The sequence below is a fragment of the Sphingobium lignivorans genome, from assembly GCF_014203955.1.
GTDB classification, from domain to species: Bacteria; Pseudomonadota; Alphaproteobacteria; order Sphingomonadales; family Sphingomonadaceae; genus Sphingobium; species Sphingobium lignivorans.
The window spans coordinates 1,366,925-1,392,255 of the sequence record NZ_JACHKA010000001.1 but is presented as its reverse complement, the minus strand read 5'-3'; the positions used below and the strand labels follow the sequence as shown (position 1 = coordinate 1,392,255).

The 25,331-nt window shown below is 65.1% G+C and carries 27 protein-coding genes, 1 tRNA gene and 2 pseudogenes; 2 read left to right on the top strand and 28 right to left on the bottom strand.

Translation table 11 applies throughout. The features are described from left to right. Positions 1-33 precede the first annotated feature (33 nt). The 13 genes and pseudogenes from HNP60_RS06400 to HNP60_RS06345 all read right to left on the bottom strand — a co-directional run bounded on the left by HNP60_RS06400 (position 34) and on the right by HNP60_RS06345 (position 8,380). A tRNA-Gly gene (locus tag HNP60_RS06400) sits at positions 34-107 on the bottom strand. A 30-nt stretch (positions 108-137) separates the two neighbouring features. After that, the gene (locus HNP60_RS06395) at positions 138-1,277 is read right to left on the bottom strand and encodes a tyrosine-type recombinase/integrase (protein ID WP_184151616.1); all 1,140 of its coding nucleotides are present in this window, start codon (positions 1,275-1,277) and stop codon (positions 138-140) included. Then, complete coding sequence (locus HNP60_RS06390; protein ID WP_184151612.1) at positions 1,274-1,471, bottom strand: hypothetical protein; 198 nt, start codon at positions 1,469-1,471, stop codon at positions 1,274-1,276. The genes HNP60_RS06395 and HNP60_RS06390 overlap by 4 nt, the downstream gene beginning before the upstream one ends. Then, positions 1,471-2,157 (bottom strand): TRM11 family methyltransferase, encoded by a 687-nt coding sequence (locus HNP60_RS06385; protein ID WP_184151610.1) that lies wholly within the window; start codon positions 2,155-2,157, stop codon positions 1,471-1,473. Before HNP60_RS06385 ends, HNP60_RS06390 begins: the two co-directional genes overlap by 1 nt. After that, entirely contained in the window at positions 2,154-2,801 is a 648-nt protein-coding gene (locus tag HNP60_RS06380) for a hypothetical protein (protein WP_184151607.1), read from the bottom strand. Before HNP60_RS06380 ends, HNP60_RS06385 begins: the two co-directional genes overlap by 4 nt. Then, positions 2,801-3,028 (bottom strand): annotated as a pseudogene (locus tag HNP60_RS19905) (DNA translocase FtsK); the annotation flags it as partial. The pseudogene HNP60_RS19905 and the gene HNP60_RS06380, both read right to left, overlap by 1 nt. A 45-nt stretch (positions 3,029-3,073) precedes the next feature. Then, a pseudogene (locus HNP60_RS19900) lies at positions 3,074-3,280 on the bottom strand (DUF2312 domain-containing protein); the annotation flags it as partial. 173 nt (positions 3,281-3,453) lie between these two features. Continuing rightward, positions 3,454-3,906, bottom strand: coding sequence for a hypothetical protein (locus tag HNP60_RS06370; RefSeq protein ID WP_184151601.1), 453 nt, complete (start codon positions 3,904-3,906; stop codon positions 3,454-3,456). A gap of 2 nt (positions 3,907-3,908) precedes the next feature. Further along, positions 3,909-6,575: a toprim domain-containing protein gene (locus HNP60_RS06365; RefSeq protein WP_184151598.1), complete on the bottom strand. Its 2,667-nt coding sequence runs from the start codon at positions 6,573-6,575 to the stop codon at positions 3,909-3,911. An 87-nt stretch (positions 6,576-6,662) separates the two neighbouring features. Further along, entirely contained in the window at positions 6,663-7,007 is a 345-nt protein-coding gene (locus HNP60_RS06360) for an Ogr/Delta-like zinc finger protein (protein ID WP_184151595.1), read from the bottom strand. Beyond that, positions 7,004-7,471: a hypothetical protein gene (locus tag HNP60_RS06355; RefSeq protein WP_184151592.1), complete on the bottom strand. Its 468-nt coding sequence runs from the start codon at positions 7,469-7,471 to the stop codon at positions 7,004-7,006. The genes HNP60_RS06360 and HNP60_RS06355 overlap by 4 nt, the downstream gene beginning before the upstream one ends. 184 nt (positions 7,472-7,655) lie before the next feature. After that, entirely contained in the window at positions 7,656-8,012 is a 357-nt protein-coding gene (locus HNP60_RS06350; protein WP_184151588.1) for a hypothetical protein, read from the bottom strand. 32 nt (positions 8,013-8,044) lie between these two features. Continuing rightward, positions 8,045-8,380, bottom strand: coding sequence for a transcriptional regulator (locus HNP60_RS06345; RefSeq protein ID WP_184151585.1), 336 nt, complete (start codon positions 8,378-8,380; stop codon positions 8,045-8,047). Positions 8,381-8,464: 84 nt separating this feature from the next. Between HNP60_RS06345 and HNP60_RS06340 the strand changes: the two genes are divergently transcribed. Together HNP60_RS06340 and HNP60_RS06335 are read left to right on the top strand one after the other, a co-directional pair. After that, positions 8,465-9,127: an XRE family transcriptional regulator gene (locus HNP60_RS06340; protein ID WP_184151582.1), complete on the top strand. Its 663-nt coding sequence runs from the start codon at positions 8,465-8,467 to the stop codon at positions 9,125-9,127. An 85-nt stretch (positions 9,128-9,212) separates the two neighbouring features. Next, positions 9,213-9,830 carry a hypothetical protein gene (locus HNP60_RS06335; RefSeq protein WP_184151579.1) on the top strand — a complete coding sequence of 206 codons (618 nt, stop codon included), beginning with the start codon at positions 9,213-9,215 and terminating at the stop codon, positions 9,828-9,830. Here the strand turns inward: HNP60_RS06335 and HNP60_RS06330 are convergent. The 15 genes from HNP60_RS06330 to HNP60_RS06260 form a co-directional block, all read right to left on the bottom strand. Continuing rightward, the gene (locus tag HNP60_RS06330; protein ID WP_184151576.1) at positions 9,827-10,186 is read right to left on the bottom strand and encodes a thermonuclease family protein; all 360 of its coding nucleotides are present in this window, start codon (positions 10,184-10,186) and stop codon (positions 9,827-9,829) included. The two genes, HNP60_RS06335 and HNP60_RS06330, sit on opposite strands and share 4 nt — an antisense overlap. 175 nt (positions 10,187-10,361) lie before the next feature. Then, positions 10,362-14,102 carry an SIR2 family NAD-dependent protein deacylase gene (locus HNP60_RS06325; RefSeq protein ID WP_184151573.1) on the bottom strand — a complete coding sequence of 1,247 codons (3,741 nt, stop codon included), beginning with the start codon at positions 14,100-14,102 and terminating at the stop codon, positions 10,362-10,364. 241 nt (positions 14,103-14,343) lie between these two features. Beyond that, a complete protein-coding gene (locus HNP60_RS06320) occupies positions 14,344-15,357 on the bottom strand; it encodes a contractile injection system protein, VgrG/Pvc8 family (RefSeq protein WP_184151568.1) in 1,014 nt (337 codons plus the stop codon). Beyond that, positions 15,354-15,728 (bottom strand): phage tail protein, encoded by a 375-nt coding sequence (locus HNP60_RS06315; protein ID WP_184151565.1) that lies wholly within the window; start codon positions 15,726-15,728, stop codon positions 15,354-15,356. The genes HNP60_RS06320 and HNP60_RS06315 overlap by 4 nt, the downstream gene beginning before the upstream one ends. Beyond that, positions 15,725-18,322, bottom strand: coding sequence for a phage tail tape measure protein (locus HNP60_RS06310; protein WP_184151562.1), 2,598 nt, complete (start codon positions 18,320-18,322; stop codon positions 15,725-15,727). Before HNP60_RS06310 ends, HNP60_RS06315 begins: the two co-directional genes overlap by 4 nt. 4 nt (positions 18,323-18,326) lie before the next feature. Beyond that, the gene (locus HNP60_RS06305; protein ID WP_184151559.1) at positions 18,327-18,467 is read right to left on the bottom strand and encodes a GpE family phage tail protein; all 141 of its coding nucleotides are present in this window, start codon (positions 18,465-18,467) and stop codon (positions 18,327-18,329) included. Beyond that, positions 18,467-18,787, bottom strand: a complete 321-nt coding sequence (locus HNP60_RS06300) for a phage tail assembly protein (RefSeq protein WP_184151556.1) — start codon at positions 18,785-18,787, stop codon at positions 18,467-18,469. The genes HNP60_RS06305 and HNP60_RS06300 overlap by 1 nt, the downstream gene beginning before the upstream one ends. A gap of 83 nt (positions 18,788-18,870) precedes the next feature. Then, on the bottom strand, positions 18,871-19,380 hold the full coding sequence (locus tag HNP60_RS06295; RefSeq protein ID WP_184151553.1) for a phage major tail tube protein: 510 nt from the start codon (positions 19,378-19,380) through the stop codon (positions 18,871-18,873). 32 nt (positions 19,381-19,412) lie between these two features. Beyond that, on the bottom strand, positions 19,413-20,522 hold the full coding sequence (locus tag HNP60_RS06290) for a phage tail sheath subtilisin-like domain-containing protein (protein ID WP_184151549.1): 1,110 nt from the start codon (positions 20,520-20,522) through the stop codon (positions 19,413-19,415). 13 nt (positions 20,523-20,535) lie between these two features. Continuing rightward, positions 20,536-20,877, bottom strand: coding sequence for a GPW/gp25 family protein (locus HNP60_RS06285; RefSeq protein ID WP_184151546.1), 342 nt, complete (start codon positions 20,875-20,877; stop codon positions 20,536-20,538). Continuing rightward, a complete protein-coding gene (locus HNP60_RS06280) occupies positions 20,874-21,398 on the bottom strand; it encodes a phage baseplate assembly protein V (protein ID WP_184151543.1) in 525 nt (174 codons plus the stop codon). Before HNP60_RS06280 ends, HNP60_RS06285 begins: the two co-directional genes overlap by 4 nt. An 84-nt stretch (positions 21,399-21,482) precedes the next feature. Further along, positions 21,483-21,698: a hypothetical protein gene (locus HNP60_RS06275; protein WP_184151540.1), complete on the bottom strand. Its 216-nt coding sequence runs from the start codon at positions 21,696-21,698 to the stop codon at positions 21,483-21,485. A 13-nt stretch (positions 21,699-21,711) separates the two neighbouring features. Then, the gene (locus tag HNP60_RS06270; RefSeq protein WP_184151537.1) at positions 21,712-23,760 is read right to left on the bottom strand and encodes a hypothetical protein; all 2,049 of its coding nucleotides are present in this window, start codon (positions 23,758-23,760) and stop codon (positions 21,712-21,714) included. Between the two features lie 15 nt (positions 23,761-23,775). Beyond that, positions 23,776-24,303, bottom strand: a complete 528-nt coding sequence (locus tag HNP60_RS06265; protein ID WP_184151534.1) for a phage tail protein I — start codon at positions 24,301-24,303, stop codon at positions 23,776-23,778. Next, positions 24,300-25,199, bottom strand: a complete 900-nt coding sequence (locus tag HNP60_RS06260) for a baseplate assembly protein (RefSeq protein ID WP_184151531.1) — start codon at positions 25,197-25,199, stop codon at positions 24,300-24,302. Before HNP60_RS06260 ends, HNP60_RS06265 begins: the two co-directional genes overlap by 4 nt. Positions 25,200-25,331 lie beyond the last annotated feature (132 nt).

Here is a 25,331-nt window from a genome sequence, read left to right as displayed (position 1 = left end):
GACGAAATGGAGCGCGCGGCGATGGCGGAAGGCTGGAGCGGGTAGCGGGGATCGAACCCGCATCACAAGCTTGGAAGGCTAGTGCTCTACCATTGAGCTATACCCGCTTTTCAGCAACTTAGGCGTCTTTTCCCGGCTCAGTTTACAGCCCGGTTTACAGATGCCCTTGCGATGCGCTCGGCCAGTGCCACAACGACCTGCGCTTCGTCAACGTAGATGCGGCGGATCCTGTCCACATTTTCGGGTGACCAGGCGACGATGCGACCGATCTCTTCGTTGGTGAGATCGGTCCGGCAGAGCTGTGTGACGAAGGTTCCACGGCAATCATGGAGATGCTTCTTGCGATCGGGCTCGCCCGTTTCCTGGCGGCCTGGCTGAACGATCCCGGCGCCGCCGTTGGCCGCGTCGCGCGTGGCGTTGAATGCCTGTGTGAGGCTCCCCGGCGTCCAGGGGCGACCATGGCTGTTCACCAGAAGATGATCCACTCCCTCGACCCTATGGCGCGAGCGCAGGCGCTCGAGCAGGCCGCGTGCCTCGTCCGTGAGAGGAATGACGGCGCGGCGCCGGCGGCCTCGGCTTTTCTTGAGCGCGACGCGCACGATCGCATGGTCACTGACCTCGCGCCAGGTCACACCGGCGAGATCACTGCGGCGCATGCCGGTGCAAGTCGCGAGGTCAAGGATATCCTTGGCCGGCTCCCCCCTGCCCTTTTCGGCGTCAGCCGCCGCGCGATAGGCGGCAATGTCCGCATCGGTCCAGATGATCTCGGCCCGATCGGCGCCCTTGTAGATCGATGGCACGTCGGCTGCGACGTTGATCCTGAGCAAGGCCCGCAAACGGGCGAATCGCAGCAGCTCGGCAAGAACCTTGACGCCTTGGTCCGCCGCGCGCGGAGTTGCCGCCCTGCTATCGCGCCACTCGATGACCCGGGCGACCATTCGAAAGTCGTTCCAGACTGCAAGAGCGCTCTTGCCCCACTTTTCCTCGATCCGGTCCAGTTCGAACCCCCATGTCGCGCGGGTGCCGGGAGCAAGGGCCTGCCATTCGGGGCTGGCCTTGTCGTCTGGAGGCCCGCGCCACTGCCGGATAAGGTGGCCGAACGTGCCCGCGTCGCCGGCCGGCAATGCCTCGAGCAACTTGGCGACCTCCACGCGCGTCAGCGTTGGCTTCGCAGCGCCGGAGCGCTTCAGGATGCATGGCCCTCCGCGATAGGCGTACACATACCATGTGATGCCGGATTTGTTGGTTTTGCGGACGAAATGAAGGCCCCTGATCAAATCAGCCCCTGTGCCAACTGCTGCTCGAAGAGATCTTCAGCCCCGCGCGGGCTGAGCGCGCGCACGTCGAGCACACGAATCACACCGGATGGTGCGATTTCATAGCCACCGACGTCAATGCCGTTCGCCCGCGCATCGTTGATGGCCTTTCTAACGGCCGCCCGGCTCGGATAGGTGCTCTTCGCGCGAGACATCAGGCGACCTTACCCCTTGGCGGGATCCAGAAGGTGGGCGCATAGGGCCGGCCGCGATCGTCGAGGTGGGGGCGCAAGCGATTATCCCAGAGCACCCACATATAATCGACCTTGCCGCGCGAGAACGCATCCTCTCCCATTTCGTCGATCATGTCCCCTGGCGGCATGGACGGGCGCTCCGCGAGGATCCACACGCCCGCCGGCGTCTGCTGAGTGAAGAGGCGGCATCGCCCCTCGGATGCCAGCCATTTCAACGGCAGCAGGGCCGCCACTTGATGGGTGGCAATTTCGAGCGCGCGTCGCACGAAGCGTTCGGCCAGGCCGCGCACGATCCGGCCGTCCTGACAGGAGAATGGCGGATTGAAGACGATCGAGAGCGGCCCGGCTTCCATCACCGTGCGCTGCGGGCCGATGAAGTCATTGCAGCCCAGAAAATGCGGCGCGCCCCGATCGAACAGATCCATGCCGAATGCGGCCACGGAACGGCCTCTGAGAGCGCGCACGATATTGCCGCCGCCACAGCAGGGATCCAGCACCATCACGTCATGGTCGACGGGGGCTTCATCGAGCAGTCGTTCAGTCACCCACTCCTGCTCGACATACCAGTCCCACGGGTGGCGCGGGGTCTTTTCGTCCGCACTGCCGTTCCGGCGGCGGGTGACGCCAGATGATAGCTCGGCGCTCATGCCGCCCACCCTTCCGCCTCGTCTTCATCGTCAGCGGCGTAGGCGCCGCGCTGATCCAGCTCGAGGTCCACGAAGCGGTCCAGATGCCGGCGCTCTGCCGCGCGGAAGAGCGCCCGCTCATCGATCGTCAGCTCGGCGGCGCGATAGCGCTTGGCGTCCAGCTCATCAGGCCAGAAGCGGCGTGCCTGGCGCCAGTAGAAGAAATGCGCGGCCTCCATGCGCTCGAGCTGCAGGCGCGACGCCGCAGCGGAGAGGCGCTCCTGTGCAATCAGGTCGGGATACCAGCGCCGGCGCAGGGCGACCTCGCGCTGGAGCACCTCGACCAGCTCGGCCCAACGGAAGCGGAGCAGGCGCCTGTCTGCCGCGGTGCGGGCCAAGCCGGCGAGCCGGATTTTCTCCACCGACCTGCTGCCATCGATCAGCAGGAGAGACGCCTGCAGATCCACGTGGATCGCGGCCATGACGTCGATCTGCCATTCGGCCTCCGCGCCGGACATCTTCCCGCGCTCCACCCGCCCGGGATAGGATTTACGCCGCAAGTCAAGCTCGCGCGCGAGTTCCTCGACCACATTGAGCAACGGGATCCGCAGCGGGTCGGTGCTCGCCGACGAGATGCACGGAAAGCGGGAATCGAGCTGACGCATCACTCGTCTCCCCGCAGAACCATGCGGCGGCCGACATGATCGGGCGCCGAGACGATCCCCTCCGCTTCCATGCGTTCGATGAGCCGGGCAGCGCTGTTGTAACCAATGCGAAGCTGGCGCTGGAGCCAGCTGGCGGACGCCTTCCTGCTCTCCACCACCAGATTGACCGCCTGCTTGAACCCCGGTTCGCCGGCTTCGCCTCCGGGCTCAGCTTCCCCTCGGGGGGCCTCGACGCTCGGTTCCGGCTCCGGCCGACCGGCGTCCTCGACGCCCATGTTCAGCGCATGCATATAGGTGTCGAGAATGGCTTCGAACTCGCGCAGCGTGTTGCCGTCCATGGCGCGGCGCTTGATGACTTCGCGCATGACTTTCACGTCATAGCCCCGCGCCTTCGCTTCGGCGTAGACATCCTTGATGTCGGCGTTGTTCCCCTTTTTTTCTTCCTCGAGCCGCTCGATGCGCTCGATCAGCAGGCGCAGCTCGTCGGCCGCGCTGTCGCCGCTGCGGGCGGTGGGGCGATCGGAGTTCTGCCCACAGGAATCGCAGACGGTGAATGAGCGCTTGGCCAGGGTCGAGACCTGGCTCACCCATCCGGGCGGCAGCGTGTCAGGCGCGCCCGGGACGCTCCTGTCGCAGCGGGCGCAGGTGACGCTCATGCCGCCGCACCAAGCGTGCCTGGCCGGCGGGCCTGCTCGGCATAATGGTGCAGCTGCCGGGCCAGCTCATCGGCCTCATCGGCATCCAGCAGGTAGGCGAGCGGCTGATAGAGCGTCATGACGCGCGCGGGGCTCAACGCCACGCTATACTGGCCGGGCAAGCTCTGGGCGAGGCAGAGGGAAAATGCAGGTTCCGGACGCGGTGCCAGTGTGAACCGCATCGGCTCCATATCGGTCGCCGACACATAAAAGGTCGTGCTGCCATCCCCATCGAACACGCCGGTGTCGAAGCTCACAAGGTTGGGCGCGAGGCGCACCGTCGCATCGATGCAATCCGGGCAGATCGCGGCGCCATCGACCACGTCCCAGCCTTCGGGCGAGTGCTCCACCGGCAAGCGTTCTTCCCGCGCGCAATGCGTGCAGATCACGGTGTAGACGGGCTTTTCCATCGTCACTTCTCCTTCCGTTCGGATTTGCGGGGGCGCTCGAAAATCCAGCAGTGCGCATGGCGATCGTTGACCATGTTCACCGTGTCGGCCTTCAGGAATCGGCGGGATTTCGAGCTTTTCAGATGGCGCTTGAGGTCCTTCTCACCGGGCGGGATGAGCCCGCGCGAGCGGCAACGTTCCTCGAATTGGGGCAGGGAAACCGCGATGAATTCATCCGGCTTGCGGTGCCGGTTGATGCAGGTGTCCGGGGTAGGATTGTCCTCGCGATGCTCGAGATAATCGAACAGTTCCCAGAAGCGCTGGACGACATCATGATCGGCGGAGAGTGACGCGCGGCGCTCGGCCGCCATGGCGTAGATCCGCTCGATGGTCTCGCTGTGCGCCTCGTCCGGGATCTCCACCATACCCGCCAGGGCATCGAGCGCGGCGGCGAGCTGGGCATGGTTCTTGACGATGCGGATGTTGTTGACCTGCCCGCGCCGCTCGATCTCGGATTCGTGGCGGAGGAAGGCTTCGCGGAAGGTCTTCAGGAACTCGGCTTCGCGGCGAATGATGTGCGTCATGAAGCCGGAGACAGGCTCGATCGGCCAATGCTCGAGCTTGGCGGCGGCGATCTTGGTGGCCGTGCTCCACCCCGTCTTGTCGAACTTGAGCTGCATGATGCGCTCGAGGATCGCCGGCGAGGCATTCACCGGGTAATTCTGCTCGATGACGATCGCGCCCCGGAACGGCGGATCATAGGTTTCGTTGCCGCCATTGCGCACGCCACGCGAGCGCACGGCGCGGCCGTTATAGGCCGTCTTCAGCTCTTCCCATTCGAAGCGCTTGGCGTGGGAGCCGTTTTCCTCGTCCCGGTCGCCCTCAATGAGCACGACGGGAAGATTGGCGACCTTGCCCAGATTGCGGGCCAGCGCGGCGTTGGTGGCCTTCTGCGGGTCGAAGCCTTCGTAATCGGCGCGGCCACAGAGCTTCCAGAGAAACTCGAAGAGCGTGGTCTTGCCCGTGCCGGGATCCCCGATCGCCTCGAGGAAGCCAACGCTCTTGTGCATCGCGCGGACCTGCTCCGCGAAAAAGCTCATCACCCAAAAGGAAATGCTGATCAGCCCATTGGTGCGGAACGCCTTCCAGACCACCGGCAACCAGGCGGTATCGAACCGCTCCGGATCATAGTCGATCGACAGGATGCGCTCCGTCGTGCGGAGCTTGAGCGACATCTTGCCGAGATCGAAATAGTCCTCTTCATTCAGGCGGTAGACCCGCCCCCCCTTTACCGCGAGGTCGCCCAGCACCCAGGCCTCGTGCTCTCGGCTGTAGCCGGTGAAATCCAGCGTCTCGACCTGGCGGATGCCGCGCTTGCCCTTCTGAAGATCGATGATCTTCTCGAGCTGGCGTGTCGATCCGGTCCACTGCGCGCCGGGCGCAACACCGAGCAGCCGCTTCTTGAATTCCGGCCCCGCAGCCATGGCGGCGGTGCTGAATGCCGCCTTTGCCGGCCAGCGGGACGATGGCGTGTTGACGCGCAGATAATAATGGCTTTCGTCGGTCGCGACGTCGGTCTGGAAATAGAGGATCCGGAAAGCGCAGCTGGCGATCTCGTCGACATCGGCGGTGGCGCGCGCTGCGGCTTTCTCGGTCACCCCCTCGGCCGTCATGATCTCCGCGATGCGGGCCTTGTTGAATGAGGCCCACCATGTGCGGCTGTCATGCACGAGGCTGAAACTGCTCAGCTTTTTGCGATCGTAGATCAGACAGGCCTTTTCCGTGGCCGTCGGCGCGATCATCACCTCGCCGTGCCAGAGATATTCCTCAAGATCGTCCGGCGTCAGCCGGCCGCGCTGGTGGAGATCGTTCCAGTCGAGCTTTTCGCCATCCCCTTCGGGCAGGGGTGTCGCCGCAGTGGCGCGCCATCCGTCCGCCCGGGCCTTGTCGACATATTTGATCGAATATTCCCGGCCGGCCTTGCCGACATCGAAGGCGAAGACGAGTTCCGGCCCTGCGCCCAGCTCCAGCTCCGCCACCTTGCGCCGCAGATCGGACAAGGCGGCTTCCGGATAATTATTGGTGGACATGACCGAGGCGGCGACTTCGCCGGCATCCCGGAACGAGAGCGCATCGAAAATACCCTCGGCAATCCAGATGCGCGGCGCGCGGGCGAGCGTCTCCAGATCATGGTCCGGCGCCGTCCACCACTGGCCGGCATAGCTTTTGCGCCAGGCGAAACGTGCCTTCCGATCGAAGCGCCCCGGCTGATCGATGAGCCTTTCCCACCAGCTGCCGCCGGGAAGCGGGAAGCGGATGGTCGCGGTGCCGTGGCCCGTGTCCCGATCCACATAATATTCCTGCGTGTAGGATCCGCGCAGCCCCTGAAGATCGATGCCGCGCGCGTGCTGCAGATAGGCGTCGGCGGCAGCGTTGGGGTTTTCCTCGCTCGCCTTGAAGCGGTTCGACCAGTTGTCGAATATCTCGGGATAGAGATCCTTGACGTGCTGTTCCCACCCGCACTTGTTGGCGCGGCCGCAGCGCAGCACCCAGGGCGCCTCACGCCGCGTGAACAGCTCCTTGCCGCCGCATCCCGGGCACTTGCCCTTCTGCAGCCAGGCGCCGCTCCCCTCGAAGCGGTAATCCTGCTCGAGGCGCTCCAGCACTTCTTTTCTGATATCGTCGCGCATGAGGCGGGCGGGTTCTCTTGGCAAAGGGGTAGCGTTTCCGGAGGGAGGCCCCCCGGCGGTGACAGTTTGATGCGGATGTTGAGGGGATCAGGCGGGCGAGGTTCGGCCCATGAATTCCAGCAGTGGCGGCGGGGATTGCCCATATTCATGACCGGGCGGCTTGCCCGGCTTGAGCTGCGCCGGGCGGAAGTTCGGCGAAATGCCGGACGGGGAAACCACCCGCTCCACGGTCAGCAATGCCTGCCAGCGCATCCCGCACTCCCAGTGCGAGCAGACGTAATAGAGGCGCCGCGTCTCGGGCGAGATTTCCTCGGACGTGCGCGTGTAGGCGCGCTCGCCGCACACCGGGCAGTTGACGACCGGCATGAAGCGCTTGGTCCTGCCCTTGCGCAGATCGGCGTCCCGCACATGGATGCCCCCCGGCTTGTTCATCCTCGCTTCTCCATCATCCCGGCGCCGCCCAGCTTCGCGGCAATGCCGGTCAGCGAGGCAATGCCCTCCTCGATCTCGCGCAGGGCCTGCGCCCGTGAAAGGTCGCAGCCTTCATTCTCGATGGCCTTCAGCGCGAAGGCGACTGCCTCGCCGGTTTCCTTCGCGGCAGCGCCCACAGCGGCAAGCAGATCGGCCTGGCTGGGCCGCAGGTCGCTGCCCGCCAGCTCGAGCTGGAGCGCATAACATTCGAGGAACGGCGCGCCGTCCCCGCCTGCCCGCTGATAGGCTTCGTCAATACGCCGCGCGTTGCGCAGGCTGATCTCGCGCTCGGTGTCCGGATCTGACAGCTTGCGCACGAGGGATTCCGAGCAGCCGAGGATCTGCGCGATCCCGTCATAGCCCAGCAGCTCAACCGCACGCACCAGGGCGGCGAAGAATGTGAGAGGCGGCCGGCGCTTTGTCACTGCCCGGAGCCTCCGAAAAGGATCGTGCCCGGTGGCGGGGGGACCAAGGCCCCGGGCACGACGCGCCGGCACGCGGGACGGCGCGGACGGGTGGGAGAGGAAACCTCCCGCGACACGTCCCGGCGCATGCACGGCGCGATGAAAGCCAGATCGCTGCGACAGACGGGGCATGTGCATTCGCGCGTCATGCCGCTTCTCCCCTGCCCTGCGGATACGCGATGTCGATCAGCGGGGCGCGGTCGCCCTTGCACTGCGCGAGCTGCGCGATTTCTCGCGCCAGGGCACGCTCGTGCTTGGTGCGCAGTTGGCCGCCCAGGTCCATGATCATCATGGGACGATGGGCGCGGCCGGCGGCAATCGCCGCGCGGGCGGATGCCGTCAGGGTCAGCGTGCCCTCCACTTCGCATAGCCGGAGATTGCCGAGAGAGCGTTGATGCACGATGGCCTTGCGCAGATCCCTGCCGGTCGCCGGAAGCGCCGCGCGCAGGGCAACCAGATCCATCGTCCCGCCGGCATCGAAGATGCTGTTCAGCACCATCATCTCCAGCGGGTGCTGGTCTGCCGGGGACTGCATCATGCCGCCGACCTCCCGTCCAAAACGGCCTTGCTATTGGACTGGCGCGCGATGCTGCGGCGCGGCAGGATGGCCATGCAGTCGTCAGTGGGAAGGGCGACGGGGGGAACGGCATGATGCTCGATCGGGTAAATGTCGGGGCGCAGCAGGTGCCGGGAGACGCCTGTTGCCGCTTCGACCTTCAGAACATGCTCAGCGGGCAATCGCTTCGAGCTTTGCACCCATTTCCACACGGCCGTTTGCGAGACGCCGCAGATGCGGGCGAGCGCCGACTGTGAGCCTGCAACTTCAAGTGCACGCTCCAGGGCCTGAAAAGGGGTGATCTGCCGTTCCATGCGACCGAGCTACAACCAAGGTTACAGATTGGTCAAGAACTATTATTCCATGGCGCTCTACATCCTTGGTTGTAGGGTGCGGGCATGCTGATCCCAGACCGCCTCGTCACCCGCATGGCCGAGGTGGACGAAACCCAGTCCAGCCTAGCGCGCAAGGTGGGGGTGAGCCCGCAGACTATCGGCAAGCTGGTGCGCGGCGAGTCCGCTTCATCCAGTCATTTGCACCTCATCGCACAGCATCTGCGAACGACGCCGGCCTATCTCACCGGGCAGACCGACGATCCGGACGAAGGAGCCTATCTCCCACCATCCGAAGACGAGCTGGCAGAACAAATGGGGCTCTTAAAGGTCGACGAGATCGATCTGAATATCGGGATGGGCGCCAGCTTTCTGGACGAAGCGCCTGTAAGGAGCGTTGCGCGGTGGATCCCAGCTGACTGGGTGAGGCAATTCACCAACGCAGCCGCCCATTTCCTAACGATCGCCCGACCGACCGGCGATTCCATGTATCCAACGATCAATGATCGGGACATCATTCTGATCGATCGATCAATCAACACAATAGACCGGCAGGATGCGATCTGGGCGCTCTCATATGGCGGGCTTGGGACGATCAAGCGGGTGCGGGCGATGCCCGATGGCTCTTACAAGCTCATGGCGGATAATCCCCATGTTCGGGAAGAAACCGCCGTCAATGAGGAGATGTTTGTTATCGGCCGCGTCGTGGGGGTTATTCGGCGCACTTGACGATATCCAGGGGAGAGATGGCCGCATGGCTAAAGGGCCGACACTGGGGGAACGAGCCTGCCCGAAGTGCAAGGAAAACATCAAATTGACGGCGGAGGTTTGCCGTTATTGCGGTGCGACCTTCACGCCTGAGGAAATCGCGGCTGAGCGAAAATCGCAGTCGCTGGTGGTCGGCATCGGATGCCTCGGCCTGCTGCTGGCCCTCGGCTATTGTGCTTATTCGGTCGGCGACACCGGATCACAGTCCCAGAACGCGGCGACGCCCGCAGCGGCAACGCAGGCAGCGGCTCCGGCAAAGCCGGCATCCGTCACGCAAGCCGCTGACATCAAGCGCATTGCACTGCCCAAGGGAGCGCCGGCCGCGCCCGTTACGCCGATGTGCGCCGGCGCCAACGAAGCGATCTGCGAGGCGAACCGGATACAGTTCGATCGCCAGGATTGGCCGCGCGCCTGGCGAGGCGATTACCAGGGGCAACGCAATGTCGCCTATTGCCTCTCGACGGGCTGCGATGGCGCAGTGACGATCAACGAGAGCGCGGCCTGCGCGTGGCGGATCGTCATCCTGGCGGCTGCGCATGACGAAGCGACTGACCTCGACAACAGGGCGCTGGAGGCAAACTGCGACAAGCTGAGCGAGATCGCCCGCACGGCCGCGACCATCCGCGCAGAGGAGATCGCGACGCGCATCTATCCGCCGGACTAGGCCGCACGTCCGCAACTGCGCGCGGCACGCCCGCCGGCATCCCAGCGCGGCACGAAAACCGCGTGGCCGCGCTTCACCTGCGCGCAGCCGACATCGAGCCCCCTGGCGCGGACGATGGCAAGCGTCCGCCCATATCGATCCTTCCCATTGCGCTCGATGCTGATCGCCCCGCGCGCGACCAGACGCTGCAGGCTGGCCCGGCTTGCCTCGGGATCCCCGGCTACGCATGTCCGACCGCGCCGGCAATGGCCCGGCAATTCCGGCGCATCGATAGCCAGCAGCCGCACGCGTTCCCGCCCGCAGCGCAGCGTATCGCCGTCGATAACGACACACGAGATGGCAGCAGCGGCGATCATGGCAGCGATCAATCCAGTGTCTCAGCCCAGCTTCCGCAGGCAATTGCGATCGGAACAGGCCATCCTAGAAGCTGAGGCTTCTGAGGAGTCTTGCGCAGCAAGGGGATGTTGCTGCAGCCAGCAAATCCTTCTTAGCTAGCCCTGACATTTAGCATTGCTTCTTCCGCCTTTCCCGTCACTCAGCGCTTTCGTTATCGCCTATCTGCACAGGCCGGACCGCTTCGTCGCGCGCAGACCGCATATCGGGCAGCGGATCTGCATCGATAGCTTCGGCCCATGCTTGGGAAAAGGTTGGTATGACGCGCTTCTCTCGAGCCATCGCTGTCACCAACAATGCCCCGAGATAGCGTGCAAAAAACGGTTCGTAGCTGAGCCCAGAGACCAGTTCGTCGGTTCCGGTCTCAGCAAGGATCCGCTCAAGCCCGGCGCTGAGTGAAGCGTCGACTTTCGTCGGGATGCGCGACGGATCATCGCGCATGACCTCAGCCGTGTAGCGCATGATGTACACCAGGGCTCCCGGCTGCCGGCTTGAAATCACCTGCGAGAAAGCCTGCCAGAGCTCACAGTCGAATGCAGGATCAACCAAGTCCCGGTTCCTGAGCTCATCAATCAGGCCGCTCAGCACCGAAGCTTCCACGTCTTCGTCCGCCGCGAGCAGAGCTCGGACCTTCGACATTGCCACCTCCGGCGAGAGCAAGTTCAGTCGGATTAGCGCCGGTATCGCCGGCTCGATCCGAAGCGGGTGGCGTTCGAGCTCAACAACCACTCTGAGCGGCTCAAGAGCCGACGGATAGACCAGCGCCCGCTTCACCAGACCGGCGAGCATACGGCCGCAATTGTTCACAATTCTGCCATCATTGTTATCGAGGGAAAGGCGCCGTTGCGGCGGCGGATCATGGGCAGCCACATAAACGTGAAACCGCTCAATTTCGCCCAAAAGCTGCTTCTCGTCGAGGGCGAAATCTCCGTTCAGATAGGCTTGGGCAAGATCGCCTTCGTAGACGATATCGTCTGTGAGCGGCTCACCCGTTAGCAGCGCCGTGGCGAGGATTGACTGGACGTCGGTTCCATCAGGCCTCGGCAGGGTCAGAAAGGTATCGGGATAGAAGACGGTGTCGCCCGGCAGCCCATTTTCGATAAATTCCGGCGCCCACAACGCAGCTGCACAGCGCCGCTTATCTTCGGCATCCAGCAATCTCGAATTAATCAGCCAATTCAGGCGTGACGTGGCAAGCCTACGCTTTGAACTGTCGCGCACTGCCTGGATCGTCGCTTCGACGATCTCTCGCCAGCCCTTATCCGAGGGGTCGGCGCGGAATGCCAACGAAACTTTGTCTGCCAAGTCTTCCCCATTGTAGGCGTTCGGGCCTAGTTCGAGGGGGATTGGCTGACCGAACAGCGTCAGTAGCATCGGCCCGCGCGCCGCGGGCGAAGCGGCTTCCAGCGCGCGCTCCCTGACTCTCCTCAATACCTTGTGAATCTGCCGCGAAAATTGCTCCTCGCGATTGAGTTCTACAGCGAGATCAAGCAGCTCCGGCGCTCTTGCCGGCGCGCGGAGGACAACTCGCGAAGCGATCTCCAAGACCGACTTAATCCTATCCCTCCAGAAGCCTGCGTCGGGGATGCCAGCCTCAACCCGCCTGCGTGCGGCGCCGGTCAGGCGGATTGCACGATCGATCAGCGCATCGGCCTGCACGGTCTCGATCCGCGAAACGGCCGCGCGCGTAAGGATGACATCGAGCTCCTGTGTCCCGCTGGGCGCCGCTTGCAGCAGCGCATTAAAGGCCCGTCCCGGAGCAACGTCGATCAGCCAGCGCGCAGCTTCGATCAGCAACTGGGCCGAAAGGCCGACATTACCCATGCGCGCTGGCATTCCGCTCTCTTCCTGAAAGCGCAGCGCCTGATAGGCCAGCAGGCGCTCAAGGCGGGAATCCAGCCCATTCAGGCGGTGCATGTGATTGAATGAGCCTAGATCGAAAAGCGGCGTCCGTTCGGTCTGGCGCTTGAAGGGTGGCGGTCCCTGGATGAGTCGATCCAGAAGATCGAAAAAGTCCCGCTTCCCCGGGCAGCCGCGTGCTTGCAACTGCTCCTGGCGGATCTCGAACCGATCGCGAACCGACTTGTTCTCCTTCAACTTGCCTATCTCGCCATAAAGCGCAGAAGAGCGCAGTAGCATCGCAAAGGTCTCACCCGACCAAGAGGCGAGATCCTTCTCGCCGCGTGCAGTCTGCTCGCGGATGGCGTTCAGCGCCTGGCTCGAAAGATCCGACGCTTCCTTATCTCGCCCCAGATCCGCCAAGAGACCTGCCTTGCGAACCTGCCAATAGATGTTTCCGGTCACCGTCCAGGCATCGAGCAGTGCCTGGAAGGAGTCGATGTCGAGATCGGCGCGATACTTCAGACAGCGCTCATAGATGAAACGGGCGCTCGCCTCCGGATCGTCGGCGACCCGCGGATCGAGCCACTTGGCCCAACGCTCGAACATGGCGGTATCGCTTTCCTCGCGGGCGTGTCGCAGAACTCCTAGGGCTAGCGCGCGGTACTGAGCCGCCTGATCCTGGTGTAGCTTGTCGTAACGGGGTGCCATTGCCTCAAGGAGCTCGACAATGATGTCGTCGACCGTGAGGATGAGCGGCGTTAGTGCAATATCATGCTGCCAATTCAGTTCGAAGAGAACATCCAGCCGCTCATCCTCGTCCATCTCGCGTAAACCTCTTACGATGTCGCTGATGAACCGTTGAATATTTCTCCGAAGCAATTCGCTCGTGTCGAAAGGCGGAACGACCCAGCCGGGATAAACCTTCCGATTATGCCGCCATTGCTCAGCTAGCTCTCGAAGGAGTTCGAGCGCAGACCCGCGCCCGATGGAACTGGGCTCAGGGTCGGGAAGCGGGGCGCGCGGATCGAACCGCGGCGCTACCAATTTCAGTGGCGGCACCTGACTCACCGGAGGGCGCGGCCAACGCTGCACCGGATATGGCTCAGCGGCACGCAGCTTTTCAAGGAACCATATATGGGCATTCTCTACCCGCTTCGGTGACGGCCAACGATCAAACTCGGGAAGTTTGGCGAGATCGATAGGCTGGACCCGGCGTCCCTCAAGCATCTTGCGCTTCGGCGCCGTCAAATTGAGCACGCCAACTAGATAGATGAGCGGGGCCTTCGAGCCGAGTTGATCGCGGACCCAGCCTGACCAGAACAAGAAGTTGGGATCGTCGCCGGAGAAGCCGACAAGGACGAGCGTATTCTCCATTGCCAATTGCTGCGCCATATTGAGGAACGCACCCGCGCGGTGGGGATATTTCCGAAAATCCTCTTCGGTGAAGACAAAAGGGCGGTGCGCGGGAAAGCTGCCATGCAATTTGATGATGCGGGGCGCGCGAGCTTCGGGGATCTCCTCAACCGTGCGCAGGACGTCATAAACCCGCTCCTCGGCCGTTTCAGCAGCGCGCTCTAGTAGCGTGTCCCAGTTAGTCGTCATGACGTCTGCCCAAGGCAGCGCAACCAGCATGTGGTGGAGCGGGCCGGGTTTGAACTGGCGATCGGGCAAATGGCGCAGTATAAGCTTGTCAAGTGCATCCCGGCCGAATTGGGCCTCGAACTCTTCCGCGACGCGCAGATAGGCACTGACTGCGCCAGCTTGGCGCAGATGATCGGCTCTCGGATCGCCGCCCAGGACATGCGGCGACCGGCGGCCGCCCTCCAGATCTGAAGAAGCGGGATAGAGCTGGTCTACCATCGTCTCGTAAATATCCCTCCAGTCCGGCATACGGGTTGCCGCGCCGCGAACCGAATGAGCGTTTTTACTGAAGCCCGCTCCCACCAGCAGCGCCGCCGAGCCGACCGGTTCGCGCCCCCATAAGGCGGCGGCGATGCGCTCAATGTGCGGTTCGTCCGTAAAGTCCAATCTCGCCAACTGGTCGCTCCTTGCATCCTGTGCGTCGCAGCAAGCCTCAACTCAAACCTCTGTACACGCGCTCATCAAGCGAAAGGAAGAAAAAGAGTCAGGCGGGGGAAGGTGGCGGCAGTTGGGCGGGGGCATGTCGGCAATAGTTTGCCCCCACTGTGGACGCTTGTTCAGCTGAGAAATAGTCCATGTACTTTAGGCGACACAAAACCTAAGGGAAAGGAACGCCTCCTTCAGCGCTGCGGCCCCGCTAGGTCGCTTCCAGCTCCAGCTCCGTTGTGAGGCCGCCCTGCCCGTCCATTCGGTGCTTCGCGGTTTCGACCAGCCAGTCACGCGCGTCGATCTCGGGCTTGGCGCCGGCGATCTTCACGGGGATTTCGGGGAAGATGTCCGGGCGGCCATAAGCCAGCGTGAGACTCGCGGTGGCCACGCGGCGCGCTATGCGGCTGTTCTCGGCCTCGGCCGCCTGCCGGGCGTCCGCCTCGCTCGCATACACCTTGCGCAGGCGCCGCGGCTTCCCCTCACCGCCCCCGCCGGCCAGCACGGTCTGCCGCTTCGCCTGCGCCTTGTCGTGCCAGGTCGCCTCGACGCCCGCATATTTGCTCCGCGTGACGCGGGTGTAGCGGATCGTCGTCGTATCGCGCCGGTCGATGGTGAAGCTCAGCAGGCTCTTCCCGCTCGCGGTGCGGCGGCTCCCCACCGGGGCAAAGATCAGAATGCCGGCCTTCACCGTCGCTACTGCATCGAAGCGCTTGCCAAGCGCGGCCAGCAGGGCGGCATCGCTCTTCGCGCCGCTCCCCAGCGCCGGAATCGTGCGCGTGCCGAGAGCAGGTGCGATGTTGGCGCTCAGGCCATTGTCCGCCGCGATGGCGCCGACGATCTCGGCCAGCGTCTTGCCCACGAAACTGCGCTCGCGGCGGACGCGAAAGGCATCCGTGAAATCGGCCGAGCGCGCGCGGATCGTGATGACGTCCGGCGGCCCTCCGAACTCAGCTTCGTCCACCCGATAGGTTCCCTTGTCCACCAGCCCCGCCGGAACGCCGCTGCCGCGTTCCCAGCCCAGGCTCACCCGCAGCACCGCGCCCTCCCGGGGGATTTCCACCTGGCCATCCCGGTCGCGCAGCACGATGTCGAGCTGATCGGCCGCCTCGCCGCGCTTCTCGCTAATGGCGAGCGAGATCAGCAGCGGATCCATGGTCGTGGTCAGATCGCGCCCGTCGAGCGTGACTTTCCAGCTCGCCTTGGGATGGACATAGCCGCTCATGCCGCCCGCTCAAGCTCCACCGTGAAGTCGGCCTTGCGCGCCACGCCCTCGACCGTGAAGATCTCGGACGTCAGGCCGATCGACGTGATGACATATTGCCCCAGCACATCGTTCCTGCCCGTGAGCAGCGTGTAGCTCTCTCCGGTATCGGCCATCTCCCGCAGGCGCGCGAGGCTGGAATAGCGGCCCGCGACGCCCGGATAGAGCTTGCCGGTCAGCTTCATGGTTTCCTCGCCCGGCCCCGCAAACTGGAGCGCTGGCCGTGCGCCGAAGCGTTCGCTGCGCGCATGGCGCCATTTCCACGCCTGCTCCATCTGCTGGTAAGGCAAGGTGCCGATCTCGAAAATGAAGGTGTCGAGCGACATCATCATGCGTCTTCGTCCTCGAAACTGGAGCGCCGGCTCGCGGCTGCATCCGATGCCATCGCCTCGAGCTGCCGCCGCACTTCCGCCGCGATCTCCGCCGCCGACTGGCCCGGCTGCGGCATGATGGTGATATGGATATCGCCGAAGCGGATCGTGATCGCCTCTCCCGCGCCACCGGGTCGTGGTGCCGGGGTGCCGAACGGTTCGAGCGGCGGAAGGATGAACTCCCTCTCGATCCGCTCGAGGACCGGAGCGGGCTGCGGCCCGTCCTGCGCTTGCCGTCGCAGAACCGCCGGTGCATCAGCGCGGGGCGTGAGGCTGGATGGCAGGAGCTGGTCGACTGCCGCCTGCTGGCTGCGATTGGCCAGGCTGGACGGCAAAATCGGATCGACAGCTGCCGGCCGGCCGATGCTCGCCCCGCCCACGCGCTCCGGCGGCGGGGGTTCGGGCGGCGCGAAGCGCACAGCCGCTACCCGGTTGGCCATGTCCTGGGTGGCCTGCGCCGCCGCCGGCGATCCCTGAACGATGCCGAGCGCGAGCCCGCCGGCGATATGTCCTCCCATGCCCATCATGAGCCGCGAGGGGGACTTGATGCCGAAATAGTTCTTGAAGGCCGTGATCCCGCGCCGCGCGATGTCGACAAGGCGATTGGCCAGCAGAACGGGATTGAGCGCCGCGAGCAGACCGGCCATCATCATCGAGCCGATATTCCTGAGCCAGTCAGGCAAGCCGCCGAACCAGGACTTGACCCTCGCGATGCCGGTCGAAAAGGCCTGCGAGATGCGATCCCAATTGCGATAGATGAGGAAGGCCGCAAGCCCGATTGCCGCAACGATCGCCGTCACGATGAGGACGATCGGATTGGCGAGCATCAGGAGTCCGGCGCGCGCAAAGCCCGCCCCCATGGCCAGCGCCGCGCGGCCGAGCGTGACAAGGGCGGATGCCGCACCGGATATCTGCCCAAGCACGAAACGGCCGGCGAGCAACGTCCACTGCCCGGCCGCGACCACGAAATTGCGCCCGGCGACAAGCGCCCACTGACCGGCCGTGAGGATGCCGGCACCGGCACTGCGCGCGGCGCCCGCCATCGCGGCGAACTTGCCCGCCTCCCGCGCCACGCGGAACGCACCCCAGAGCCGCCAAAGGCTGGCGATGGGCCCCATGAGCGCCCCGATTGCCAGCTGCGCGGCACCGAGGCCAATGCGCAGCAGACCGAACCCGCCCACAAGCATGAGCAGGCCGCTGACCAGGCGCGGATTTGCCTGCGCCCAGTTGGCGAACCTGTCCGTGATCGCCAGAGCCGCCTCGCTGAGCCGCACGAAAGGCGGCAGCAGGACCGGCCCGGCGACGATCGCCAGGCGCTGGAGATTGCCGACGAGCGCGCGGGCCTGCACCGCGGCATCCTCGCTGCGCCGGGAGAATGCTGCGTCGACGGCCCCCTTGCTCGCCATCGCCTCGCTGCGGATCTGGCGATAATCGTCCATGTTCTGCATGAGCGCGCGCAGGGCGGCCTGCGCCTGCATGTCGCCGAACAGGAAGCTGATCCGGTCCATGTCTCCGCCGAGCGCCTTCTGCGAGATCTCGGCAATGGCCTCGAGTGGTGTCTTGCCCTCCTTGTAGGCCTTTTTCAGCGCGGCGGGCAGATCGACGCCGAACTTGTCGAACTTGTCGATTGTTTCCTTGGTGTTGATCTTCGCCAGCAGGTTCTGGAGATTGGTGGCCGCGCTGGCGGAATCGCCGGTGCCGCGCCGCACGATCTGCGCCGCCGCCGCGATGTCCGCCACGGCCGAAAGGCCGGATTGCCCGAAGGCCTTCGCCTGCGCGGTCAGCCCGGGGAAATATTGCGCCATGTCGCGGATCTCGAAGGCACCGGCATTGCCGGCGGCCGCCATGATCTCGAGTGCCTTGGCGGTGTCGTTGATCGGCACGCTGAGACTGAGGAAATTGGCATAGGATGCCGCGGCCAGATCGTCGATCTCGGCGCGATAGGCCGTGGCGACCCGTCCGATGGGCGCGATCATGCGGGTCGCTTCCTGCGGGCTCATGCCAAAGCCCGCCAGCACGTCTACGCCGGCGCGCATATTCTCCGGCAATTGCCCGGCGGCGCGTGCGGCTGCGAGGATATTGGCCTGCATGCCGGCCGTCGCATCGCGGGACAGCTCCGCCTTGAGCGCGATGTCCGTCATGCCGGTCTGAAAATCGGCCGCGCCCTTCCCCGCCAGGACCAGCGGCGCGAGGATGGCTGCGCCCGCGATCATGTTCTGCTGCCCGGCCGATTTCAGCGCCTCGCCCCGCGCGCGAATCCTCTCCGCCTGCGCCTGGATCTTGAGCAAGCGGACCTGCTCTTCCATTTCCCGGTTCGTCTTCGCGATGCGGTCCTGCAGATCCGCCTCGCGCCGCATCAGTTCGGTAACATTGCCGCTCGTGCCGGCCAGCTCGGTCTGGACGCCGCGCAGCTCGCGGTCGAGGTCGCGCGCTTCCCGCTTCATGCCGGCCAGGCGCTCACTGCCCGTCTGCGCCAGGCCGACAATACCCTTGAGCGGCCCGGACAGCCGGTCCACGCTGGCGAAGCTGACGACAAGGCGCAGGAAGCTGCTCACCGGGTCAACCCTTTCCCGGCTTCGACACAGCGTTCATCCGGTTCCATGCGCGCACGGCGGCATTGCGCCAGGCGGCGAGGTCCTCGATCGGCATGTCCACCATGTCCGCCGGGCGCCAGTGGAAGATGGCAGCGATATCCGCCATCAGCTCCCCAGAAGTTCCGAGATCTTCTGGCGCTGCCCCGCAGTCAGAAAAAAATCGAAGATCGCGCTCCCGAACGCCGCCAGATCCTCGACCTCAAGCGCGGCCACTTCATGGTCGACCAGCACAGGATCCGAGATCCGCGGAATGAGCGTGAGCAGCGCATTGACGTCCGACTGGCCGATGGCCTGCAGGGTCAGGCCGCGCAGCTCGCCGGCCCGGGGCTTGCGGACCTTCACGGTGCTGATCGTGGTGTCGCCGCGCCGGATCGGGGTTTCGAGCGGGACTTCCTTGAAAATCGGGGTGGTGCTCTGGTCTGCCATGCGGATCGTCCTCGTGCGGATGGATCATGTCCCCGCCCCGGCGCGTCCGCATCATGCACGCCGGGGCGAAGCTGGTGAGAAGGTCAGATGCCGAGCGCGGCGCGCATCTCGGCCATGCGATCATTGCCGTTCACGCGGCAGACCATGTTGGGGATGTCGATGTAGATGATCTCGGCCCCGTCGACGCTCATCTGGTAGAAGCTCGCGCGGGTCTTGAACGTCTCTTCGCTCTTTTCCCCGGCCTTGCCGGTGCCCGGCGCGATTTCCTGATGACGGCCGCGCACCACGATCTCGACCACCTTGAGCAGGCCGGTGCCATCATCCTGATAGGCGCCGACCCAGCGGATCATCGTCGCATCGTGCGTCTGCGCGGCATAACTGCCATAGCCGGCCGTGATGTGGCCGCCGAGCTTCCATTCGAACTCGATATTCTCCTGGCCCATATCGATGCCGATATTGCCGTCCATGCCGCCGCCGCGATAATCCTCGAAGGTTCGCGCGAGCGTGGGAATCGTGACTTCCGCGATGGCACCGGCCAGGCTCACGCCGTCGAGGAAGCCGTTCATGTTCTTGAGGATCGGGGGCAGGCCCATGGATCAGTCCTTTCGTTGAGGGGCAGGCGGAATCAGCCGAGCTGGTCGGCGATCGACGCGTAGAATTTGTCGGTGATGCGCTGGTTGAGCATGATGGCTTCGGCCGGCGCGCAGGCCGTATATTCATAGTCGATCGTGATGCTGCCGGCGGCGAGCGCGCTGGCCGGGTTCGCATTCGCGTCGAACCAGCAGCGCGCGCCGATGATACGTCCCTGCGCCTGCAGCTGCCGGAAGCGCGCGTTGACCGTCTCCACGATGTCCTTGACCAGGCCGCCGGTGATCGGCTTGTCGATGGCCCAGAGCAGGCCATTGGCGATCTCGTCCTGCAGCACCTGGGCGGTGCGCACGACGCTCTCGAAGGCGAAAAGCGGCTCATCGGAACAGGTCCGGTTGCCCCAGAAACGATAGCCCCCAGCCCGAATGAGCGTCGTCACGTCCGCATCGTTGAGCAGGCCGGCCGTCGACGCGCCGCCGAGCAGATCGAAATCGACCGGCGTGGCGATGCCGGTGACGCCATTGATGCCGACATTGCTGAGCGTCTTGTGCCAGCCCGTTTCGGCGTCGATCTTCGCCCGCAGGCCGAGCGCGCGCGCGACCGCGCTGCCGCTGAAATCGGTAAACTCCGGCCAGATGAGCATCAGCTCGCGTGCCGCGAAATTCTCACGATAGGTGATGACCTCGGCCGATGTTTCGCCTTCCGCCGTCGCATAGAGGAACCCGCGCAGCTTCTGCGCGATCGGGACCATGGCAGCGACCACCGCCTGCGAATCGAGACCGGGCGCGCCCAGGATGCGCGGGCGGACGCCCAGCGTGCTCTCCGCGAGCAGGAGCTGGTTCGCGCCGGCGATGACATTGGTGTCGGTCGCTGCATCGTCAGCACCGGGCGCGACGCGCACAACCACCACGATCGGACTGGCCTGGTCGGCAATGGCGATCAGTGCCTTGGCGAGCGTGCCTGCCACCCCTGCATCGGCAATGGCAGCGGACACGTCCGTCACCAGCGCCGGGGTATCGATGGGAAAGACCTGCGGATCGGCATCGGTGCCGGTCGCGACAAGACCGATGATGGCGGTGGAAACAGCCGCGATGGCACGCGCGCCTCCGTTGATTTCGGTGACCTTGATGCCATGGACGATGGGCATGGTGCGTCCTTTCCTAGAGAGCGACGGAGAGGTTGAAGGGCGGGCGCCCGGGAAGATCGTTCCGCAGGCCCTCGATGCGAAGCGTCAGACTGCCACCGGCATCGCCGGTGCCAACCTCCACGCGGCTCAGCTCGACGCGCGGCTCCCACCGCGCGATGGCGCCGGCGCTGGCGGCTGCGATGAGTTGGCGCGTGACCGCATTGAGGGGCGCATCGACCAGCTCGAAGAGGCGAGAGCCGTAATGCCGGCGCATCACCCGCGTGCCGATCGGCGTGGTGAGGATATCCGCAATCGACTGCGCGATATGGTCGACGCCCGCCAGGCGCTTGCCGGTGAGGCGGTTCATGCCGCTCATACCGGCGATCCCGTCTGCGAGCTGCCGGACTGGACATTGCCGTGCCGGTGCGTCTTGAGGCTGATGCCGCCGCCGACCACATCGTCGCTGGCGGTCACCGTGCCCGTGACGTCCACGTCTCCGGCGATCGTCACCCCCTCCGGCGCGTCGATGGTCAGGCCGCCGCCAGCAATGCTGATCGTGAGCCGGTGAGCTTCGGGATCATAATCGATCGTGGTGCCGTCCGGCATCAGGATGCGGGCCGTGGCATCGCCGGCCGGCGAAGGGAAGGCGTCGGAATAGAGGCCGCGCAGCGCAACGCCATGCGCGATATCGCCCTCGGGGCAGATCAGCAGGACCTGCTCTCCCACCGTCGGCGGCACCCATGTGCGGAAACCGCCGGCAAGCTCGAGCCAGGGCAAAGGCGGCGAGCGGACATCCCCCACGGCGACGATGCAGGACGCGGCGGCGAGATCGACCGCATCGATGACGCCGAGCCGCACCATGTCGCCAATGAGGCCGTGGGGATCATCCTGAACCATGGCGCCCTGCATCCGGCGCAAGCGCCCCCGCCGCCACCGGGCCCGCTTGTGGAGTGCGCTCTCACAAGCGGGCGGCGCAGCGCGTCAGTCCGGCTTGATGACGCCGGCGGCAATCTTCGCGCTGACGCCGCGCGCGACATCGTCGACGCGGGCCTTGGTCGCGAGCCGGTCATAGCTACCGCCAGCCTTGAGCACTGCGTTGACCGACCGGCTGTGCTTGATGTTCCCTTCGGTGAAGGTGACCGGCACGGTCCCCGTCTCAGGGTTGAATGCGCCGATCTTGTGCTTAATGTCCGCCATGGTCTTCTCCTTTTCAGACGCCGATCGTCCGCCACCACAGGCGCGTCACGCTGTTGGCCGCGCTCCAGACAGTGATGGTGGTCGGCGGGTTGCCGTTGATGCTCGTGACGCCGGTGTTCTGGGAGGCGTTGGCCTCGCCGCCATTGACGTCGGGCGACAGGACCGGATGCACCCATTGAGAATGCGCGGTGGGCAGCACGATCGTGCCGTAGCTGTCGGCGTTCACCGTGATCATGCCCCAGCATTCCTTGCGGCCGGACGCATAGACGATGTAACCGCCGTTCGAGACGAGCGCCTGCTCCACGATGCGATCGAACGCAGCCGCCTCATGTCCGTCGAGCAGGTCGGCATCGATGCCGGAGCCGGCGCCGTCCACCGTCACCAGCTTAGCCTTGACGTCCGCCGCCGTGTAGCTCGCCGCGTTCAGCGGCGTGTAGCCCAAGCGCGCGGGAATGTTGGCGTAGAAGCTGCTATCCTGTCCGTCGAGCAGATCGGCGTCGAGCCCGGAGCCCGCGCCGTCGTTGCCGCTGTGCCAGATTGGCAGGGTGTTGAAGTAGATGCTCCCGGCCGATGCGGACAGGTCCAGATTGCCGGACGCGCGTGCAACGATGCGGCTTTCGCCGTTGACAATGAGCGAAAACGCGTCGTTGGCGCGACTATATTGAATATAGTCGAAGGCGTCGAAATTGAAGAGCGCGTTGCCACCGACAAGGTCCATGTAGAAGTTGGCATCGCGCCGGATCGAGCCGGTGAACGTATCTCCCGCCCTGTTTGCTGGCGTGTAGCCCAAGCGCGCCGGGATGTTCGTGAAGTGGCCGCTATCCAGTCCGTCGAGCAGGTCGGCATCGATGCCGGAGCCGGCGCCGTCGACGGTCACCAGCTTGGCCCTGACGTCCGCTGCCGTGTAGCTTGCCTCGTTCAGCGGGGTGTAGCCCAGGCGCGCGGGGATGTTGGTGTAGAAGCTGCCCTGCTGGCCATCGAGCAGGTCGGCATCGAGACCGGAACCGGCGCCGTCATTCCCGGCGTTCCAGACAAGGCTGCCGGCGGCACCCAGGTAAAGCTCCGCGCCATTCAAGCGATAGATCGTGCCATCATAATAGAGGAAGCGATCCAGCGAGGACCCCAGATAGTATATGCCGGTCCCATCGCTTCGGCGGGACCACACACTGCCTTCCTTGTTGAGGGTGACTTGCCCGGCTCCGTCCGAAACAGAGATCGTTCCGGTGAAGTTGTCCCCTGCCTTGTTGGCTGGCGTATAGCCGAGCCGCCCCGGAATGTTGGTGTAGAAGCTGCTCTCCAGTCCGTCGAGCAGGTCGGCATCGATGCCGGAACCCGCCCCGTCCACGGTCACCAGCTTGGCCCTGACGTCCGCCGCCGTGTAGCTTGCCTCGTTCAGCGGGGTGTAGCCCAGGCGCGCGGGGATGTTGGTGTAGAAGCTGCCCTGCTGGCCATCGAGCAGGTCGGCATCGAGACCGGAGCCTGCGCCGTCATTGCTGGCCCGCCAGACGTCGCTGAACAGTGCCACAGCCCATGCGAGGAAGCTGGCCCGGTTCTTCTTCGGCGTGACGATGCGCTCATCGTCCAGCCCCGCGTCGCTCTCGGCCTGCGTTGCCAGCTCGGCGACCCCCTTCACCGTTTCCGTCGCGGGCGGATTGAGGAAGTTCGCGTTCCCGAAGGTCAGCGCGGATGCCGCGATGTCGGCGAACCGGACGTCCAGCGTGAGCATCATGATCGATGCCGAGACTTTCTCGACGATCGGACTGGCCTGCCCATAGATCGCGAACAAGGTGCCGTCCGCGAGATAGAGCGCGAAGGATCGCACCGTGTAGGCATCGCCGCCTTCGTCCCGCCCGATCATGTGGATCGTGTCGTCTGCCACCGTGTCGCCGGCGAGCGCGGCGAGGCGCTTGAACTCGCCGGCCAGCGCCGTGAGCGTGGCGAGCGGCGTCACAGCCGTCGCTGAAAGGCCGATCTGGGCCACCGTCACGGGCGCTGTCCCGGTGTTCTGTGCGTTGACGATCGCGGCGCGGCCGGCATTGGTGACGATGAGCTGCAGGGCCATGGGGTTCCTCTTTTCTCAGGCGGCCATGTCGAGCCGGGCGCACACGACGGGACGGGCGACCGCGACGACGCCGATCGCGCCGGCCGCGCTCACCGCGAGCGTGAAATCGAAGGGTCGCGAGAGCGGCTTGGCGAGGGTCACTTGCCGGATCGCGTCGTCGATGAACGCGGACGTGGGCGCTTCGCCGGCGACCTCGCCCATGGCCAGCACGAGCGAGAATGTGCCGCGCTCTCCGCCCGTCTCGAACCATTCCCGAATGGAGATGCTGCCGCCCAGGGCGGCCACCGCCTGCCGGACTGCGGCAAGCGTGCCCTTGCGCCGGTGGACCCCGATCGCGCCGGCCACCACCTTGCGGCGAACCGCGAGCGGCCAGTCCGCGCGCCAGTCATCGACGGAGAGCTGCCAGGCGAGCCAGGGCAGCAACTGGGCCAGGCAATCCGCCGGCAGCGCCAGCGTGCGCAGCGGGACGGCGAGGTCCGGCACGGCAAGCGCAGCCTCCACGCCCTTTTCCAGCGCGCTCGCATTGGGCGGCAGCAGGCTCATTCGTCCACGCCGCCGCTGGTCAGTGTGATCGCGGTGCAATGGGGCGCCTGGCTGGCACTGACGACCAGATCGGCGGCCGGCGCCGTCAACAGCACATTCTGGACGCCGGCCACATGCAGCGCAGCAAAGATGCCGGAGCGCGTGATGTCCCTGCCCAGGCGCTTATGCTCCTGCGCGAAGGCCTGGGCGCGCGCCTGCGCCTGCGCGATGACCACCGAAGCGTCCGGCCCCGGATAAGTCTTGATCTGCGCCGTGATGGCATAGGTCACGATCGTCGCGCTCGAGACCGTGAGCCGGTCGGCCACCGGGCGCACCCGCTCATCGGACAGAGCTGCCGCGACAGCGTCGATCAGCGCCGGCGATGCCGCGCCCGTGCCGGTGCGCGAGAGGATATAGACGATGACCTCGGCCGGATCCGGCGACACGGCGGATGCATCCAGCACGTCCCCGTCCGCAGCGAGCGCATGGGCGATGTAGGCGCCGGAAGGACCGGCAACGGAAAAGCTCTCCGGCGCGAGCACGATGCGGCGGCGGAAATCGTCGTCCGCTTCCATGACCGCCCTCGTGCCTGCCTCTTCGTCGGCCGGCGCGAGTTCAAGGCGCTCGACACCGAACAGGATCCCCAGATGATCGAGATCCGCGCCGCTCGCATAGGCCACCAGCAGCGCCCGGGCGGCATCGTTGACCCGCTGGCGATCCAGCATCCGATAATAAGCCGCGACCTGCAGGATCCGCACGACGGGATCCGATTCCAGACTGTCATCGAAATCCGGGATGAATGTCTTCAGCCGGGCGACCATCTCGGCGAGGATCACCTCGTAGCTGAGCGGCTCGATCAGGTCCGGCGCGGGAAGGCGCGAGAGATCGATGCCCGAGAGGGTCGCTGCATCCGTCATGCCCCGAGCAAAGACACGCCCCCCGCGATTTGCATCCGCGCGCGCTTGTGGAGTGCGCTCTCACAAGTGCGCAAATTGGCGCCGCGCGAGGGGGGTGGCCAGTGTCGGCTCGGATCAGCCGACAGAGGACCG